The sequence below is a fragment of the Pseudomonas sp. ASL3 genome, assembly GCF_056680425.1.
This window is the reverse complement of sequence record NZ_CM155281.1, coordinates 4,015,906-4,033,167: the sequence shown is the minus strand read 5'-3', so window position 1 is coordinate 4,033,167 and position 17,262 is coordinate 4,015,906. Positions and strand designations below refer to the sequence as shown.

The following is a 17,262-nucleotide window of genomic DNA, read 5'->3' as shown; positions in this document are numbered from 1 at the left end:
TTTCAGTCTGCCAGTCTTAACGCAGCAATTTTCAGGAGTGCACTGTGAATTTTATCGGTAATCGGGGGCTTCGGCCTTCCTTCGCTTTCCCCGGCGGCTCCGACCGCTTTAACGCAGACTTCTAGGGTTTTTCATGACGCGCTACATCTTCGTCACGGGCGGTGTTGTTTCTTCATTGGGGAAAGGCATTGCCTCGGCTTCATTGGCGGCCATCCTGGAGGCGCGGGGACTTAAGGTCACCATGCTCAAGCTTGACCCCTATATCAACGTGGACCCGGGCACCATGAGCCCATTCCAGCACGGTGAAGTGTTCGTCACCCACGACGGCGCCGAAACCGACCTGGACCTGGGCCACTACGAGCGGTTCATCCGCACCACCATGACCCAGAACAACAACTTCACCACGGGGCGTGTGTACGAACACGTCCTGCGCAAAGAGCGCCGTGGTGATTATCTGGGCGCGACCATCCAGGTGATTCCGCACATCACCGACGAAATCAAACGCCGGATCATCAAAGGCGCAGGCGATGCTGATGTCGCCATGGTCGAGATCGGTGGCACCGTCGGTGACATCGAATCGCAACCGTTCCTTGAAGCTATCCGTCAATTGCGTATCGAGGTTGGCGCCAAGCGTGCCATGTTGATGCACCTGACGCTGGTGCCTTACATCGCTACCGCTGGCGAAACCAAGACCAAACCGACCCAGCATTCGGTGAAGGAACTGCGCTCCATCGGTTTGCAGCCAGATGTATTGATCTGCCGCTCCGACCATCATGTGGATATTTCTTCGCGGCGCAAGATTGCGTTGTTCACTAACGTTGAAGAACGTGCGGTCATCTCGCTGGAAGACGCCGACACCATCTACAAGATCCCGGGCATGCTCCACGCTCAGGGTCTCGATGATTTCGTCGTCGAGCGCTTCGGCCTGGAATGTGGCGGTGCTGACTTGTCCGAGTGGGAAAAAGTGGTCGACGCCAAGCTCAACCCAGAGCATGAAGTCACCATCGCCATGGTCGGCAAGTACATGGAGTTGCTCGATGCCTACAAATCGTTGATCGAAGCAATGAGCCACGCCGGTATTTCCAATCGCACCAAGGTCAACCTGCGTTATATCGATTCCGAAGACATCGAGAACCAGGGCACCGCCTTGCTCGAAGGTGTCGACGCGATTCTGGTGCCAGGCGGCTTCGGCTTGCGCGGCGTTGAAGGCAAGATCACCGCCGTGCAATTCGCTCGCGAGAACAAAGTACCGTACCTGGGTATCTGCCTGGGCATGCAAGTGGCGGTCATCGAGTTTTCTCGTAACGTACTGGGCTGGAAAGACGCCAACTCCACCGAGTTCGATCGCACCAGCGGCCATCCGGTCGTGGGTCTGATCACCGAGTGGGAAGATGCCACCGGCGCTGTTGAAACCCGTACCGAAGCCTCCGATCTGGGCGGCACCATGCGCCTGGGCGCGCAGGATTGCCAACTGGAACGCGGCTCGCTGGTTCACGATTGCTACGCCAAGGACGTGATCGTCGAGCGTCATCGCCATCGTTATGAAGTGAACAACAAGCTGCTGCCGAGCCTGATCGAAGCCGGTCTGAAAATCTCCGGTCGTTCCAGTGATGGCGCGTTGGTCGAAGTGATCGAAGCACCGGATCATCCGTGGTTCGTCGCCTGCCAGTTCCACCCTGAGTTCACTTCGACACCGCGTGACGGTCATCCGTTGTTCAGTGGCTTCGTGAAGGCGGCTTTGACCCAGCACCAGAAGAAGGCTTGACCCATGGCACAAAAGATCATTCGTGTAGGTGCGATCGAGATCGCCAACGACAAGCCTTTCGTGTTGTTCGGCGGCATGAACGTGCTGGAATCGCGGGATATGGCCATGCAGGTCTGCGAAGAATATGTACGGGTGACCGAGAAGCTCGGTATCCCGTATGTGTTCAAGGCCAGCTTCGACAAAGCCAATCGTTCGTCCGTGACCTCTTACCGCGGCCCTGGCCTGGAAGAGGGCATGCGGATTTTCGAAGAAATCAAAAAGACCTTCGGCGTGCCGTTGATCACTGACGTGCACGAGCCGGAGCAGGCTGCGGTTGTGGCTGAAGTCTGCGACATCATCCAACTGCCGGCGTTTCTCTCGCGGCAGACGGATCTGGTTGTGGCGATGGCCAGGACCGGTGCGGTGATCAACATCAAGAAAGCCCAGTTTCTCGCCCCGCAGGAAATGAAACACATCCTGACCAAGTGCGAAGAGGCCGGGAATGATCAACTGATCTTGTGCGAGCGTGGTTCCAGCTTCGGTTACAACAACCTGGTGGTGGACATGCTCGGCTTCGGCATCATGAAGCAGTTCGAGTATCCGGTGTTTTTCGACGTGACCCATGCCCTGCAAATGCCTGGCGGTCGCTCCGATTCTGCCGGTGGTCGTCGTGCGCAGGTCCTCGATCTGGCCAAGGCCGGCCTGAGCCAGAATCTGGCCGGGTTGTTCCTTGAAGCGCACCCGGATCCGGATAACGCCAAATGCGATGGCCCTTGCGCCTTGCGTCTGGACAAGCTCGAGCCGTTCCTGGCTCAGCTCAAGGCACTGGATGAACTTGTTAAAAGTTTTCCGACAGTAGAGACCGCATAAGAGCCTGCTTCTCCGGTAGAGTGCCTTCCGGTAAAGTGCCGCTCGGTATTTCTCTGACCGATGGGTCAGAGGCTTGTCGTCGTCAGTTCTGCCCGCTGCATAAAGCCTGACGGCGATAATCGATTTCCTCAGCTGCGTCGTTTTCGTCAATCCTGGAGTGTTTACAACAATGGCAAAAATCGTCGACATCAAAGGTCGTGAAGTTCTTGATTCCCGTGGCAATCCCACCGTGGAAGCCGATGTGCTCCTCGATAACGGCATCATCGGCAGTGCCTGCGCGCCGTCCGGTGCTTCCACCGGCTCGCGCGAGGCGCTTGAGCTGCGTGATGGCGACAAGAGCCGTTACCTGGGCAAGGGTGTTCTCAAGGCCGTGGCCAACATCAATGGCCCGATCCGCGACCTGTTGCTGGGCAAGGATCCGGTAGACCAGCAAGCGCTGGACCGTGCCATGATCGCGCTGGATGGAACCGAAAACAAAGCCAGCCTGGGCGCCAACGCGATCCTCGCTGTCTCCCTGGCCGCGGCCAAAGCTGCCGCTCATGATCAGGATCTGCCGCTTTACGCGCACATCGCCAACCTCAACGGCACACCGGGTGTGTACTCGATGCCGGTACCGATGATGAACATCATCAACGGTGGCGAGCATGCCGATAACAACATCGATATCCAGGAGTTCATGGTGCAGCCGGTTGGCGCCAAGACGTTCTCCGATGCACTGCGCATGGGCACCGAAATTTTCCACCACCTCAAGGCCGTGCTCAAAGCCCGTGGCTTGAACACTGCTGTTGGTGATGAAGGTGGTTTCGCACCGAACCTGGCTTCCAACGAAGACGCTTTGAAGGTCATCGCTGAAGCTGTGGCCAACGCCGGTTACAAATTGGGCACTGACGTGACCCTGGCGCTGGACTGCGCGGCCAGCGAATTCTACGAAGACGGCAAATACGATCTGGCTGGCGAAGGCCAGGTGTTCGATTCGGCTGGTTTCGCTGACTACCTGGCAGGTCTGACCCAGCGTTACCCGATCATCTCCGTCGAAGACGGCATGGACGAGTCTGACTGGGCTGGCTGGAAAGTGCTGACCGACAAGATCGGCGAAAAGGTGCAACTGGTTGGCGACGACCTGTTCGTGACCAACACCAAGATCCTCAAAGAAGGCATCGATAAAAAGATCGCCAACTCGATCCTGATCAAGTTCAACCAGATTGGCACCCTGACCGAAACCCTGGAAGCCATCCAGATGGCCAAGGCAGCCGGTTACACGGCCGTGATCTCGCACCGCTCCGGTGAAACCGAAGACTCGACCATTGCTGACCTGGCAGTCGGCACCGCCGCCGGTCAGATCAAAACCGGTTCGCTGAGCCGTTCCGATCGCATCTCCAAGTACAACCAACTGCTGCGTATCGAAGAGCAATTGGGTGCCAAGGCTATCTACAACGGTCGCAGCGAGTTTCGCGGCTGAGCCGGAGATGGTAAAAAGACAACGGGCGCTGTCAGAAAGGTCAGTTTAGCTGGCCGTTCTGATGGCTTCTGATGCGCACGCTCCTTGTCTTGAGAGCGATTGAGCCTGGTTCTGTCAGGCTCGATGCTCTCAGTCGCTTTTCAGCGTGTTGGCACCGCTGTCTTTTTCCACTGAGTACCTGATATTCAATGCGCAGTCCTAACTGGTTGTTCCTCATCTTGCTCCTGCTGCTGGCTGGCCTGCAGTATCGCCTGTGGGTGGGCAACGGAAGTCTGGCGCAAGTGGCCAGCCTGACCCAGCAGATCGCTGATCAGCATGCTGAAAACGACGCGTTGCTGGAACGTAACCGTGTCCTCGATGCAGAAGTGGCGGAGCTGAAAAAGGGCATGGAAACCGTTGAAGAGCGGGCTCGCCACGAATTGGGCATGGTCAAGGACGGCGAAACCCTCTATCAGTTGGCCCAATGACACCTGTTCTACCTGCCTTCTGGGCAGTGATTCCTGCCGCGGGTGTTGGCGCTCGTATGGCGGCTGACCGGCCCAAGCAATACCTGCAACTGGGCGGGCGCACTATTCTCGAACACAGCCTTGGTTGTTTTCTCGATCACCCCCAACTCAAGGGGCTGGTGATCAGTCTGGCTGTGGATGATCCTTACTGGCCGACCCTGGCCTGTGCCACTGATTCGCGGATTCAGCGTGCGGCGGGCGGGCGGGAGCGGGCAGACTCAGTACTCAATGCGTTGCTGCACCTCCACGCGCAAGGCGCCCGTGATGACGATTGGGTATTAGTTCACGATGCCGCTCGCCCGAACTTATCGCGTGGTGATCTGGACAAGCTGCTGCACGAACTGGCTGATGATCCTGTCGGCGGCCTGCTGGCCGTTCCGGCCCGCGACACGCTCAAGCGGGCGGATAGCAACGGACGTGTCACGGAAACCGTTGATCGCAGTTTGATTTGGCAGGCCTATACGCCGCAAATGTTCCGTCTCGGCGCATTGCACCGGGCTTTGGCCGACAGCCTGGTTTCGGATGTCAGCATCACCGATGAAGCCTCCGCCATTGAATGGTCCGGCCAGTCCCCCCGACTGATCGAAGGTCGCTCCGACAATATCAAGGTGACGCGCCCCGAGGACCTCGAATGGCTGCGTCAGCGCCGCCCATTCGAGGGCTGAGGCCAGCGCTGAAGCCAGCCTACTCGCAATATTCCTTACGCAACGCCAACCCGGCTTTCAGGTGTTCGACCAGTTTGCGCACCTTGGGCGACAGATGTCTTTGTTGCGGATAGAGCGCCCAGACAGCCGTGTTGGGAGGTTGATGAGCCTCCAGCAGAGAAATCAACGCGCCGCTGTTTAAATGTTCAAGCACGTAGTAGTCCGGTAGCTGACACAAACCGACTCCTTGCAGCGCCGCGTCGAGCACTGCCTGACCGCTGTTGCAGCGCCAGTTGCCTTGAACCCGTTGCGAGAATTCCCGGCCATTTTGTTGCAGCAGCCAGGTGTCGGTGCCACCGATCAGGCAGTTGTGGCGGCTCAGTTCGGACAGGCTGTGCGGTCGCCCATAGCGTTCAACGTATGAGGGTGATGCGCACAGGTACATGCGCCGGGGCGCCAGGCGTGTGGCGATCAACCGTGAGTCTTGCAGGCGGCCGAGACGAATCGCCAGATCGAGGCCCTCATGCACCAGATCCAGCGTGCGGTTGCTCAGCTCGATATCCACCCGCAATTGCGGGTAGAGCGCCATGAACCCGGTCACCAGCGGTGCAATAAAGCGTTCCCCATACGCCACGGCGCAGGTCATGCGCAGCAGGCCTTTGGGTTCGCTGGTCAAGTCGCCGACTGCGCGCAGCGCTTCTTCGCGACCATCTTGCAGGCGCTGACAATGTTGAAGAAATGTCTGCCCGGCTTCGGTCAAGGTCACACGCCGGGTACTGCGATACAGCAGCCGGGTTTGCAGGCGTTCCTCAAGTCGGGCGATCTGCCGGCTGATGTGCGATGACGACACACCCATGCGTTCAGCCGCAGCGGTGAACTGTCCGCATTCGGCGACTGCCACGAACTCATCCAGTCCTTCCCAGCGATTGGCGTTCATCGATTGTCCCTGTGCAGCAATAATGTTTTGCTTTTGGCCCGATTATTCATCAATCAGCACTGCTTTACACTCTTGGGCTTGTTTTTACTTCGCTGGAGAAGATTGATGATCAAGTCACGTGCTGCCGTTGCCTTTGAAGCCAAGAAACCGCTCGAAATCGTTGAAGTCGATGTCGCGATGCCCAAAGCCGGCGAAGTGCTGTTGCGGGTCGTTGCTTCCGGCGTTTGCCACACGGATGCTTTCACCCTGTCTGGCGCCGACCCGGAAGGCATCTTTCCATCGATCCTCGGTCATGAAGGTGGCGCTGTGGTCGAAGCCATCGGCGAAGGTGTGACGTCAGTCGCAGTGGGCGATCATGTGATCCCGCTCTACACACCGGAATGCCGCAAGTGCAAATTCTGCCTGTCGGGCAAGACCAACCTCTGCCAGGCCATTCGCGCCACTCAAGGTAAAGGCTTGATGCCTGACGGCACGTCACGCTTCTCTTATAAAGGCGAGACGATTTTCCATTACATGGGCACTTCGACCTTCTCCGAATACACCGTGCTGCCAGAAATATCGGTCGCGAAAATCTCCAAAGAAGCTCCTCTGGAAAAAGTCTGCCTGCTCGGTTGCGGCGTTACCACCGGGATTGGCGCAGTGCTGAACACAGCCAAGGTCAAGCCGGGCGACACCGTGGCGATCTTCGGTCTGGGCGGCATTGGCTTGTCAGCGGTGATTGGTGCGGTCAAGGCCAAGGCCGGGCGCATCATTGCCATCGACATCAACCCGGCAAAGTTCGAAATCGCCAAACAGCTGGGCGCCACCGATTGCATCAATCCGAAAGATTACGATCGCCCGATTCAGGACGTGATCGTTGACCTCACTGACGGCGGCGTGGACTTCTCTTTCGAATGCATTGGTAACGTGCAACTGATGCGTGCCGCTCTTGAGTGCTGCCACAAGGGCTGGGGCGAGTCGGTGATCATTGGTGTGGCGGGTGCCGGTCAAGAGATCTCGACCCGTCCGTTCCAGTTGGTCACCGGGCGCGTCTGGCGCGGATCGGCATTCGGCGGTGTACGTGGTCGCACTGAGTTGCCGAGCTATGTCGACATGGCGCAGGCGGGCGAAATTCCGCTGGACACATTCATCACCCACACCATGGGCCTGGAAGACATCAATAAGGCTTTCGATCTGATGCATGAAGGCAAGAGCATTCGCACCGTCATCCACTTTTAAGCAGCTGCAAGCGGCAAGCTACAAGCTGCAAGAGGTCATACGCGCCCCTCTTGCAGCTTGCGGCTTGAAGCTTGCCGCTAGGAGTTTGCTATGACCCTGGAAAACCTGTCCTGCCAGAAAAGCTTCGGTGGCTGGCACAAGCGCTACAAGCATCACTCCGACGTGCTCGGCTGCGACATGGTGTTTGCCGTTTATCTGCCGCCGCAAGCGGAGCAGGGCGGTAAGTTGCCGGTGGTGTATTGGTTGTCTGGATTGACCTGCACCGATGAAAACTTCATGCACAAGGCCGGGGCGCAACGGATCGCAGCCGAGTTGGGCTTGATCATCGTCGCCCCCGACACCAGCCCGCGTGGCCCGGAGGTGCCGGCTGATCCTGATGGCGCATGGGATTTCGGTCTCGGTGCTGGCTTTTATCTGAATGCCACCCAGCAACCGTGGGCGAAGAATTACCGCATGCATGATTACGTGGTGAACGAGTTGCCAGCACTGGTCGAGGCGCATTTCCCGGCCTCTGACCGGCGCGGGATCAGCGGTCACTCCATGGGCGGGCACGGCGCGTTGGTGTGCGCCTTGCGTAATCCGGGGCGCTACCGGTCGGTGTCAGCTTTTTCTCCGATCAGCAATCCGATGGACTGCCCATGGGGTCAGAAAGCTTTTTCCCGTTATCTGGGGGAAGAGCGTTCCCGTTGGCGCGAATGGGATGCGTGTGCCTTGATCGCGGAGGCCACGGAAAAATTGCCGATCCTCGTCGATCAGGGCGATCGGGATGACTTCCTCGCCAATCAGCTCAAGCCCGAGGCGTTGGTGCAGGCGGCAAAATCCGCCGAGCATCCGCTGACGGTGCGTATGCAACCGGGGTATGACCACAGCTATTTCTTCATCGCGAGCTTTATAGAAGACCACTTACGTCATCATGGGCTCGCTCTAAGCGGCTAATGTCGGACAAAGTAGGTAGAATCACGCCCTGACTTTTTCGGGGCGTTTTTTTATGCGTATTGGCCACGGCTACGATGTGCACCGTTTTGCTGAAGGCGATTTCATTACCTTGGGCGGCGTGCGGATCGCGCACGGCTTTGGGCTGCTTGCCCATTCCGATGGCGACGTGCTGCTGCATGCGCTCAGCGATGCGTTGCTCGGCGCAGCGGCGCTGGGTGATATTGGCAAGCATTTCCCGGATACCGATCCACAATTCAAGGGTGCCGACAGCCGGGTGTTGTTGCGTCACGTGATGGGATTGGTCAAGAGCAAGGGCTGGAAAGTCGGCAACGTTGACGCCACGATTGTTGCCCAGGCACCGAAAATGGCCCCGCATATCGAATCGATGCGCGCGCTGATTGCCGCGGATCTTCAGGTTGAGTTGGATCAAGTGAACGTAAAAGCTACCACCACCGAAAAACTTGGCTTCGTTGGCCGTGAAGAAGGCATTGCGGTCCATGCTGTCGCCTTGTTGCTCTCGGCATGACGGAATTCGAATTGCTCGGCCCGCGTGCCTACGGTGATGCGCTGGGTAGCGCAGTACTCAAAGCCACGGCTGAAGATTTCCAGGTCGATGAAGTGCTGGATATTCCTCTGTCCGGCGATGGTGAACATTTGTGGCTGTGGGTGGAAAAGCGCGGCCTGAACACTGAAGAAGCGGCCCGTCGTCTGGCGCGTGCTGCCGGTGTGCCGTTGCGGACGGTGAGCTATGCCGGTTTGAAGGATCGTCAGGCATTGACGCGGCAGTGGTTCAGCGTGCAATTGCCGGGCAAGGCCGACCCGGATATGTCGGCAGCCCAGGACGACACCCTTAAAATTCTGAAAAGCAGTCGCCATAAACGTAAATTGCAGCGTGGCGCTCACGCGGCCAATGGCTTCACTTTGCGTCTGACTCAATTGCAGGCCGATCAAGCGGCATTGCAAGCGCGCCTCGAATTGATCGCCAGCCATGGCATACCGAATTACTTCGGTGCCCAGCGCTTTGGTTGGCAGGGCGGCAATCTAGGCGAAGCTCGTGAGTACGCCGCGCGCCAAGCCCTTCCGGAACAGCGGGCCGTGCGCTCGCGGCTGCTATCTACCGCGCGCAGCTATCTATTCAATCAAGTGCTGGCGGCGCGGGTGGCTGATGGCAGTTGGCAGCGGGCGCAAGTGGGCGATTTGCTGGCGTTCACTGACAGCCGCAGCTTCTTTCCTGCGGGCGAGGCGGAATGCAGTGATCCGCGTCTGGCTATTCTCGACCTGCACCCGACCGGGCCGCAGTGGGGCGAGGGCGAGTCGCCCGCGACCGGTGCCACTGGCGTACTTGAACAAGAGGTCGCGGCTCGCGAGTCGGCGCTGCGTGATTGGCTGGTCAAAGCGGGTATGGAGCACGAGCGTCGTATCCTGCGACTGCCCATTGGCGGGTTGACGTGGCATTATCCCGAGTCTGACATTCTGCAATTGGAATTCGTCCTTCCGGCCGGATGCTTCGCCACCGTACTGGTGCGGGAGCTTGTCGATCTGGTACCGGTAGGGCAAACGGACAGCTCATGCGTATTCTGATTTCTAACGATGATGGGGTAACTGCACCCGGTCTCGCCGCGCTGCATGCTGCGCTGGCGGACTTTAGCGAGTGTGTGGTTATTGCCCCTGATCAAGATAAAAGCGGTGCAAGCAGCTCGCTGACCCTTGATCGTCCGCTTCATCCTCATACGTTGGCCAACGGCTTCATCAGTGTGAACGGAACGCCGACCGACTGCGTGCATCTCGGGCTCAATGGGCTTCTTGAGCACCCGCCAGAGATGGTTGTCTCGGGTATCAACCTGGGGGCCAACCTTGGCGATGACGTGCTGTATTCCGGCACGGTTGCCGCAGCGCTGGAGGGCCGTTTTCTCGAGCTTCCGTCGTTTGCGTTCTCGTTGTTGTCGCGTCAGGCAGACAACCTGCCGACCGCGGCGCACTTTGCTCGCCTGTTGGTAGAGGCCCATGAACAGCTCGACTTGCCGCCGCGCACCGTACTTAACGTCAATATCCCGAATCTTCCGCTCGAGCATATTCGCGGGATTCAACTGACCCGGCTGGGGCATCGCGCCCGAGCCGCCGCGCCAGTCAAGGTGGTCGACCCGCGTGGTAAGGTCGGGTATTGGATTGCGGTAGCGGGTGACGCTGAAGACGGCGGGCCGGGGACCGACTTTCACGCGGTCATGCAAGGTTACGTATCGATTACACCGCTGCAACTGGATCGCACGTATCAGGATGGTTTCAGCAGCCTCAATGGCTGGTTAGAGGGACTGCGTTGATGTCGCGCGAGCAAGATGATCTGTTACGAAGGGGAATCGGCATGACTTCTCAGCGTACCCGCGAGCGTTTGATTCAACGTTTGCATGACGAAGGCCTTTCCAACGCCCAGGTGTTGGAAGTGATCCGGCGAACCCCTCGGCATTTGTTTGTCGATGAAGCGTTGGCGCACCGTGCCTACGAGGACACCGCGTTACCGATTGGCCATAACCAGACCATTTCCCAGCCCTATATGGTGGCGCGCATGAGCGAGTTGCTGTTGGCGGCAGGCCCCTTGGACAAGGTGCTGGAGATAGGCACCGGTTCCGGCTATCAGACGGCGGTACTGGCACAACTGGTCGAACGGGTTTTTTCGGTGGAGCGGATCAAGGTCTTGCAGGACCGCGCCAAAGAGCGACTGGTCGAGCTTAACCTGCGCAACGTGGTCTTCCGTTGGGGTGACGGCTGGGAAGGCTGGCCGGCTTTGGCACCTTACAACGGCATCATCGTGACCGCCGCGGCGACCGATGTTCCGCAGGCGTTGCTCGATCAACTGGCGCCTGGCGGGCGACTGGTCATTCCGGTGGGCGCAGGCGAGGTTCAGCAACTGATGCTGATCATCCGCGAAGAGGATGGCTTTTCCCGTCAGGTACTTGGTGCCGTGCGATTCGTGCCCTTGCTCAACGGACCGCTGGTTTGAGGGTTCGTTTGGCGACGTAATGAATTCTGGCCGATGCCGTAGGTCATACAGCTTGTCATAAGGTCAGCGCAGAATTTTGATTCGGTGCTGCAACGCACGGTTTTGTAACCAGTTAAGCATTAGCTGCCTGCCGTTATTGCGGCACAATAGGCAACTTTAATTCAGTCACCAGTAAAGGGAGTGGCGGGTGAGTCTCACAGTCATTCGGCAGCGTATATCTACAACTAGCTTTCAGCGTCTGGTGATTGGCATTGCCCTCGGTTTCTTATTGGTAGGCTGCTCCAGCAAGTCTCCGAGCGGAGCGCCGGTTGTCGATCGAAATAAGGCCGCCCCCCAGCGTCAGCCGGTCACGACCGGCCAATACGTGGTGCGCCGTAGCGACACCCTGTTCTCTATTGCATTTCGTTACGGCTGGGATTGGAAAGCGCTGGCGGCACGCAACCAGATTCCTGAGCCTTACACCATTCATCCGGGTCAGGCGATTCGTTTTGATGGTCGTCCAAATTCAACACCGACGTCAGCCGTTTCCGCGCCGATGGCAGTTGCTTCCACACCTGCCGCAGTCCCTTCCAGCTCGTTCAAGACTACCGTGATGTCCCGCCCTGTAGGGGTTGTGCCGGTGGTTTTATCGCCTTCTGCTCAACCTCCAGAGCCGACTCCTGCGACAACGCCGATACAGCCTGTAGGACGTTCACCGGCGGGTTGGGCGTGGCCGTCTAATGGCATTTTGATCGGTAAATTTTCTTCAAACGGTAGTTTGAATAAAGGAATTGATATCGCTGGGGATTTGGGACAGCCTGTTTTGGCTGCGTCTGATGGTTCGGTTGTGTACGCCGGGAGTGGCTTGCGGGGCTACGGCGAGTTAGTAATCATCAAACACAGCGATACCTACGTCAGTGCTTACGGTCACAACCGTAGGCTGTTGGTTCGGGAGGGGCAGCAGGTCAAAGTCGGGCAGACTATTGCCGAGATGGGGTCAACGGGGACTGACCGGGTGAAATTGCATTTTGAGATTCGCCGCCAAGGTAAACCTGTAGATCCTCTGGAGTTCTTGCCACGTCGTTGATCGGTTACCAGCTTGTTCCTTGCGTAGAGGGAACAGGCTCAAGCGTTGCCATGGAGAATGAGGCGTCGCTAGAGCTTGAGGTCGAACTCACCAAAGGACTATAACAATGGCTCTCAGTAAAGAAGCGCCGGAGTTTGACATCGACGATGAGGTGCTCCTTATGGAACCCGGCATCGTTCTGGACCCGACGTCGAGCGAGGAAGCTACGGCACCTCCCGTTCGCGCCAAGGCCAAACACTCCACAACGCTCAAGCAACACAAGTACATTGACTACACCCGGGCGCTCGATGCGACCCAGTTGTACCTCAATGAAATAGGCTTCTCCCCTCTGCTTTCGCCGGAAGAGGAAGTCCACTTTGCGCGTTTGTCGCAAAGCGGTGACCCGGCAGGGCGCAAACGCATGATTGAAAGCAATCTGCGGCTGGTGGTGAAAATCGCCAGGCGTTACGTCAATCGTGGGCTTTCATTGCTTGATCTGATCGAAGAAGGCAACCTGGGCCTGATCCGGGCGGTCGAGAAATTCGATCCGGAACGCGGTTTCCGCTTCTCAACCTACGCGACATGGTGGATTCGCCAGACCATCGAGCGTGCCATCATGAATCAGACCCGAACTATCAGGTTGCCGATTCATGTGGTCAAAGAGCTCAACGTGTACTTGCGTGCCGCTCGTGAACTGACCCAAAAACTCGACCACGAACCTTCTCCCGAAGAAATCGCCAATCTGCTTGAAAAGCCGGTCGGTGAAGTCAAGCGCATGCTTGGGCTCAATGAGCGGGTTTCTTCTGTGGACGTTTCTCTTGGGCCAGACTCAGACAAGACATTGCTCGACACGCTGACCGATGATCGACCTACGGACCCCTGCGAACTACTGCAAGACGATGATCTTTCTCAGAGCATCGATCAGTGGCTTTCCGAGCTGACTGATAAGCAGCGTGAAGTGGTGGTACGGCGTTTCGGTCTGCGGGGACACGAAAGCAGTACGTTAGAAGACGTGGGTCTGGAGATAGGTTTGACGCGGGAACGTGTCAGGCAGATCCAGGTCGAGGGCCTCAAGCGCTTGCGTGAGATTCTTGAAAAGAACGGCCTGTCGAGTGAGTCCTTGTTTCAATAAGAGGACGTCGGCTCATTCTTGTGCGGCGTGTGAGTAATCCACTTTATAAAGACACCTCGACTTGCTCGGGGTGTTTTTATATTCGCCAGATGAATAGACATCTGAGTAAAAGGTGGCGGTTCTCCTTTTTAGATGATGTTTTTAATACTTTGGACATGCGGAGAAAAATGGGGTTTTTATGTAAGCCTTTGCTTACGCGTGGCGTAAGTTATCGTGGTTTTTAGCCTGGAATATTGGCTTCTTCAAGAGGCTAATCTATCTATGTTACTGATTTTTAAGTTGTTTTATTTTATTGATCAAGCAGTCAGGTATCTTTTTGAAAGCTTTGGCCGGTTGCTCTTGGCGGTTAAACCATTACTATTGGAACTGTGTCGAGGGATAGACGCAGGCCGTCAAGGATGACAGTCAAGGACATCGCAGGATGCGATTCATCAGGATGATGAAAGGGATTAAAGGGACTAAGGAAAAAATGTGGGCGGGTCATACCGCCCCTTTTTTTTGTCCGTAGAAAGCTGCCTGGCCTATTAACAGGCCAAAAACACAAAAGGCCCGCAGAGGGGCCTTTTGGGCGATCAGTGAAGCTTAGCGCTCCAGATCCTTGAGCTTGCTTTCAACAGTTTTGTTTATGACGCGATCAAATTCTTCGGCATTGGGCATGCCGTCTTTCTTCTCGGTGATATTGGGCCAGATTTCCGCCAGCTCTACGTTCAGCTGGATAAATTCCTGCATATCCTCAGGCACCTCATCTTCCGAGAAGATCGCCTGGGCAGGGCATTCAGGCTCGCAAAGCGCACAGTCGATGCACTCATCCGGGTGAATCACCAGGAAATTCGGGCCTTCGTAGAAGCAGTCCACCGGACACACTTCTACGCAGTCGGTGTACTTGCACTTGATGCAGTTGTCGGTGACGACGAAGGTCATTTCTAATTCTCTCCTCAGGCGGCGGTAGCAGAGCCCTTTAAGCAGGGTTGCCCGGATCGGGTAGTCTCCCGGGCCGTGTGAAAACCAATGCATTCAACAACAGGTAGACGTTCATATGACAGCGCGTCTTGTCCTGCCGTGGTTCGCTGTGTCTTCACGCGGCTCGGACAATCTGCGTAGTCAGGCTAAAACCCCGCAGCATCCCAAACCGCGCGGGATTCTAACAGCTTGCAACGATTCCCGTTAGATGCGCGTCTGCAAGGAATACAACAACTCTAGCGCCTGGCGGGGTGTCAGGTCGTCGACTTTGGTTTTTGACAACTCTTCCAGTACCGGATGGGGCAGGCTGGCGAACATGTCGCTTTGCTGTGGAATCGATGGTTTGCCAGGTGCTGAACGCGGTGTTTCGTGGGGCAGGCTCGTCGTTTCCAGGCGCTGCAAATGTTCCTTCGCGCGCAGGATGACTTTGGCTGGAACCCCCGCCAGCTGGGCCACTGCCAAGCCATAGCTCTGGCTGGCAGGGCCGGGGAGGACACGATGCAGGAAGACGATGCGTTCGTTGTGCTCTGTTGCATTGAGATGCACGTTTGCAACCAAAGGCTCGTTTTCCGGCAGTACCGTCAGCTCGAAATAGTGCGTGGCGAACAGCGTGTAGGCGCGCAACTGGGCGAGACATTCTGCCGCAGCCCAAGCCAGCGACAACCCATCGAATGTACTGGTGCCGCGTCCGACTTCATCCATCAGTACCAGGCTGCGGTCTGTAGCGTTATGCAGAATGTTCGCGGTTTCGCTCATTTCCACCATAAAAGTCGAACGGCCGCCCGCGAGGTCGTCACTGGAGCCGATTCGGGTAAAGATCCGGTCGACCAGCGACAGCTCGCAACTGGCCGCTGGCACGAAGCTGCCGATATGAGCCAGCAGAACGATCAGGGCAGTCTGACGCATGTAAGTCGACTTACCGCCCATGTTCGGGCCGGTAATGACCAGCATTCGTGTGTTGTCATCAAGCGCCAGATCGTTGGCGACGAATGGACTGGTCAGCACTTGCTCGACGACCGGGTGCCGCCCTTGCTCAATGCGCATGCAGGGCTCATCGACGAAGCGCGGGCAGTTCAAGTCCAGGTTCAGTGCGCGTTCGGCCAGGTTGCTCAGCACATCCAGCTCGGCCAGTGCCGCAGCGGTGTCCTGCAAGGGCGCCAAGTGGCCGATCAGGTCTTCGAGCAGTGCTTCGTAGAGCATCTTCTCGCGCGCCAGTGCACGGCTTTTGGCCGACAACGCCTTATCTTCGAATGCCTTTAACTCAGGCGTGATGAAGCGCTCGGCACCCTTGAGCGTCTGGCGCCGGATATAGTCAGCCGGTGCTTGTTCGGCCTGCTTGCTGGGCAACTCGATAAAGTAGCCGTGAATCCGGTTGTAGCCGACTTTCAGGTTGGCCAGCCCCGTGCGGGCTTTTTCCCGGGCTTCCAGATCGATCAGAAACTGCCCTGCGTTCTCGCTGAGCGACTGCAGGTCGTCCAGCTCGGCGTCGTAGCCGGTTTTCAACACGCCGCCATCACGGATGACTGCCGGCGGATTATCGATAACAGCCCGCTGCAGCAGGTCCGCCAACTCTGGATACGTGCTGGTGGTCTGCGCCAGTTGCTGGAGGTGCGGTGCTTCCAGCTCAGCCATGGCCAATTGCAGCTCGGGCAATGCGGCCAGGGCATCACGCAGGCGGGCCAAATCACGCGGACGCGCGTTGCGCAGGCCGATCCGGGCAAGAATCCGCTCTATATCGCCGATTTCTTTCAGTTGCGGCTGTAAGTGTTCGAAACGATAGCGTTCGAGCAGGCAAGCGATCGAGCTCTGTCGAGCTTGCAGCACGCTCAAGTCACGTAACGGACGATTCAGCCAGCGGGTCAGCAAGCGGCTGCCCATGGCGGTCTGGCAGCGGTCCATGACCGATTGCAGGGTGTTGTCGCGCCCGCCTGCCAGGTTGGTATCCAGTTCCAGGTTGCGTCGACTGGCACCGTCGAGCACGACGGTGTCATCCAGCCGCTCATGGCGCAGGCTGCGCAAGTGCGGCAAGGCCGTGCGCTGGGTTTCCTTGGCATAACCGAGCAGGCAACCGGCGGCACCGATGGCCAGCGTCAGGTTCTCGCAGCCGAAGCCTTTGAGGTCCTGGGTGGAGAATTGCTGGCACAGGCTTTTGAGCGCCGAATCGCGCTCGAAATCCCACGGCGCACGACGCCGGGTACCGCGACGCTTCTCCGCTGGCAAGCCTTGTGGCCAGTCGTCGGGGATCATCAGCTCGACCGGGTTGATCCGCTCCAGCTCCGCCAACAGGTTTTCCCAGCCCTTGATTTCAAGAACACTGAAATTGCCACTGGTGATGTCCAGAACCGCGAGGCCAAACAGGCGCTCGTCGCCCAGTACCGCAGCGATCAGGTTGTCCCGACGCTCGTCGAGCAATGCCTCGTCGCTGACCGTGCCAGGCGTGATGATCCGCACCACCTGACGATCCACCGGACCTTTACTGGTCGCGGGATCGCCGATCTGTTCGCAGATCACCACCGACTCGCCGAGCTTCACCAGCTTGGCGAGATAACCTTCAGCCGCGTGGTAAGGGATCCCACACATGGGGATCGCTTGTCCTGCCGACTGGCCACGCGCAGTCAGCGTGATATCCAGTAGCTTGGCGGCCTTTTTGGCGTCCTCGTAGAAGATCTCGTAGAAGTCGCCCATGCGATAGAACATCAGCTGGTCAGGGTGCTGATTTTTCAGCCGCCAGTATTGCTGCATCATGGGGGTGTGCGAGGACAGGTCGGTCAGTGCTTTATTCATCGGGTTTCAGGCGAATTCGTTCAAAGTGTGGG

16 protein-coding genes are annotated in these 17,262 nt (G+C 57.6%); 13 read left to right on the top strand and 3 right to left on the bottom strand.

The features are described from left to right. Positions 1-133 precede the first annotated feature (133 nt). The 5 genes from AC1MEE_RS18745 to ispD all read left to right on the top strand — a co-directional run bounded on the left by AC1MEE_RS18745 (position 134) and on the right by ispD (position 5,244). Complete coding sequence (locus AC1MEE_RS18745) at positions 134-1,765, top strand: CTP synthase (RefSeq protein WP_480411080.1); 1,632 nt, start codon at positions 134-136, stop codon at positions 1,763-1,765. A gap of 3 nt (positions 1,766-1,768) precedes the next feature. Then, entirely contained in the window at positions 1,769-2,614 is an 846-nt protein-coding gene (gene kdsA / locus AC1MEE_RS18740) for a 3-deoxy-8-phosphooctulonate synthase (protein WP_480411079.1), read from the top strand. Positions 2,615-2,783: 169 nt separating this feature from the next. Then, positions 2,784-4,073: a phosphopyruvate hydratase gene (gene eno / locus AC1MEE_RS18735; RefSeq protein WP_480411078.1), complete on the top strand. Its 1,290-nt coding sequence runs from the start codon at positions 2,784-2,786 to the stop codon at positions 4,071-4,073. A 188-nt stretch (positions 4,074-4,261) separates the two neighbouring features. Then, positions 4,262-4,540 carry a cell division protein FtsB gene (gene ftsB, locus AC1MEE_RS18730; protein WP_480411077.1) on the top strand — a complete coding sequence of 93 codons (279 nt, stop codon included), beginning with the start codon at positions 4,262-4,264 and terminating at the stop codon, positions 4,538-4,540. After that, a complete protein-coding gene (ispD, locus tag AC1MEE_RS18725; protein WP_480411076.1) occupies positions 4,537-5,244 on the top strand; it encodes a 2-C-methyl-D-erythritol 4-phosphate cytidylyltransferase in 708 nt (235 codons plus the stop codon). The genes ftsB and ispD overlap by 4 nt, the downstream gene beginning before the upstream one ends. A 19-nt stretch (positions 5,245-5,263) precedes the next feature. Here the strand turns inward: ispD and AC1MEE_RS18720 are convergent, their stop codons facing one another. Continuing rightward, positions 5,264-6,160 (bottom strand): LysR substrate-binding domain-containing protein, encoded by an 897-nt coding sequence (locus AC1MEE_RS18720; RefSeq protein ID WP_480411075.1) that lies wholly within the window; start codon positions 6,158-6,160, stop codon positions 5,264-5,266. Positions 6,161-6,265: 105 nt separating this feature from the next. Here AC1MEE_RS18720 and AC1MEE_RS18715 point away from each other — a divergent pair, with 105 nt between their 5' ends. From AC1MEE_RS18715 to rpoS, 8 genes are all read left to right on the top strand, one after another. Further along, positions 6,266-7,378: an S-(hydroxymethyl)glutathione dehydrogenase/class III alcohol dehydrogenase gene (locus AC1MEE_RS18715; RefSeq protein WP_480411074.1), complete on the top strand. Its 1,113-nt coding sequence runs from the start codon at positions 6,266-6,268 to the stop codon at positions 7,376-7,378. A 90-nt stretch (positions 7,379-7,468) separates the two neighbouring features. Further along, complete coding sequence (gene fghA / locus AC1MEE_RS18710) at positions 7,469-8,314, top strand: S-formylglutathione hydrolase (RefSeq protein ID WP_480411073.1); 846 nt, start codon at positions 7,469-7,471, stop codon at positions 8,312-8,314. Between the two features lie 52 nt (positions 8,315-8,366). Further along, complete coding sequence (ispF, locus tag AC1MEE_RS18705) at positions 8,367-8,840, top strand: 2-C-methyl-D-erythritol 2,4-cyclodiphosphate synthase (RefSeq protein WP_480411072.1); 474 nt, start codon at positions 8,367-8,369, stop codon at positions 8,838-8,840. Then, positions 8,837-9,895: a tRNA pseudouridine(13) synthase TruD gene (gene truD, locus AC1MEE_RS18700; RefSeq protein WP_480411071.1), complete on the top strand. Its 1,059-nt coding sequence runs from the start codon at positions 8,837-8,839 to the stop codon at positions 9,893-9,895. Before ispF ends, truD begins: the two co-directional genes overlap by 4 nt. Beyond that, on the top strand, positions 9,883-10,632 hold the full coding sequence (gene surE, locus AC1MEE_RS18695) for a 5'/3'-nucleotidase SurE (protein WP_480411070.1): 750 nt from the start codon (positions 9,883-9,885) through the stop codon (positions 10,630-10,632). The genes truD and surE overlap by 13 nt, the downstream gene beginning before the upstream one ends. 41 nt (positions 10,633-10,673) lie before the next feature. Beyond that, on the top strand, positions 10,674-11,309 hold the full coding sequence (locus AC1MEE_RS18690) for a protein-L-isoaspartate(D-aspartate) O-methyltransferase (protein WP_480411069.1): 636 nt from the start codon (positions 10,674-10,676) through the stop codon (positions 11,307-11,309). Between the two features lie 187 nt (positions 11,310-11,496). After that, a complete protein-coding gene (locus tag AC1MEE_RS18685) occupies positions 11,497-12,375 on the top strand; it encodes a peptidoglycan DD-metalloendopeptidase family protein (protein WP_480411068.1) in 879 nt (292 codons plus the stop codon). Positions 12,376-12,481: 106 nt separating this feature from the next. Beyond that, positions 12,482-13,486: an RNA polymerase sigma factor RpoS gene (gene rpoS / locus AC1MEE_RS18680; protein ID WP_480411067.1), complete on the top strand. Its 1,005-nt coding sequence runs from the start codon at positions 12,482-12,484 to the stop codon at positions 13,484-13,486. A gap of 582 nt (positions 13,487-14,068) precedes the next feature. On the opposite strand, the gene fdxA is transcribed toward rpoS, so the two are convergent. Together fdxA and mutS are read right to left on the bottom strand one after the other, a co-directional pair. Next, positions 14,069-14,407 (bottom strand): ferredoxin FdxA, encoded by a 339-nt coding sequence (fdxA, locus tag AC1MEE_RS18675; protein WP_480411066.1) that lies wholly within the window; start codon positions 14,405-14,407, stop codon positions 14,069-14,071. A 243-nt stretch (positions 14,408-14,650) separates the two neighbouring features. Continuing rightward, a complete protein-coding gene (gene mutS / locus AC1MEE_RS18670) occupies positions 14,651-17,218 on the bottom strand; it encodes a DNA mismatch repair protein MutS (protein WP_480416267.1) in 2,568 nt (855 codons plus the stop codon). Positions 17,219-17,262: the final 44 nt, after the last annotated feature.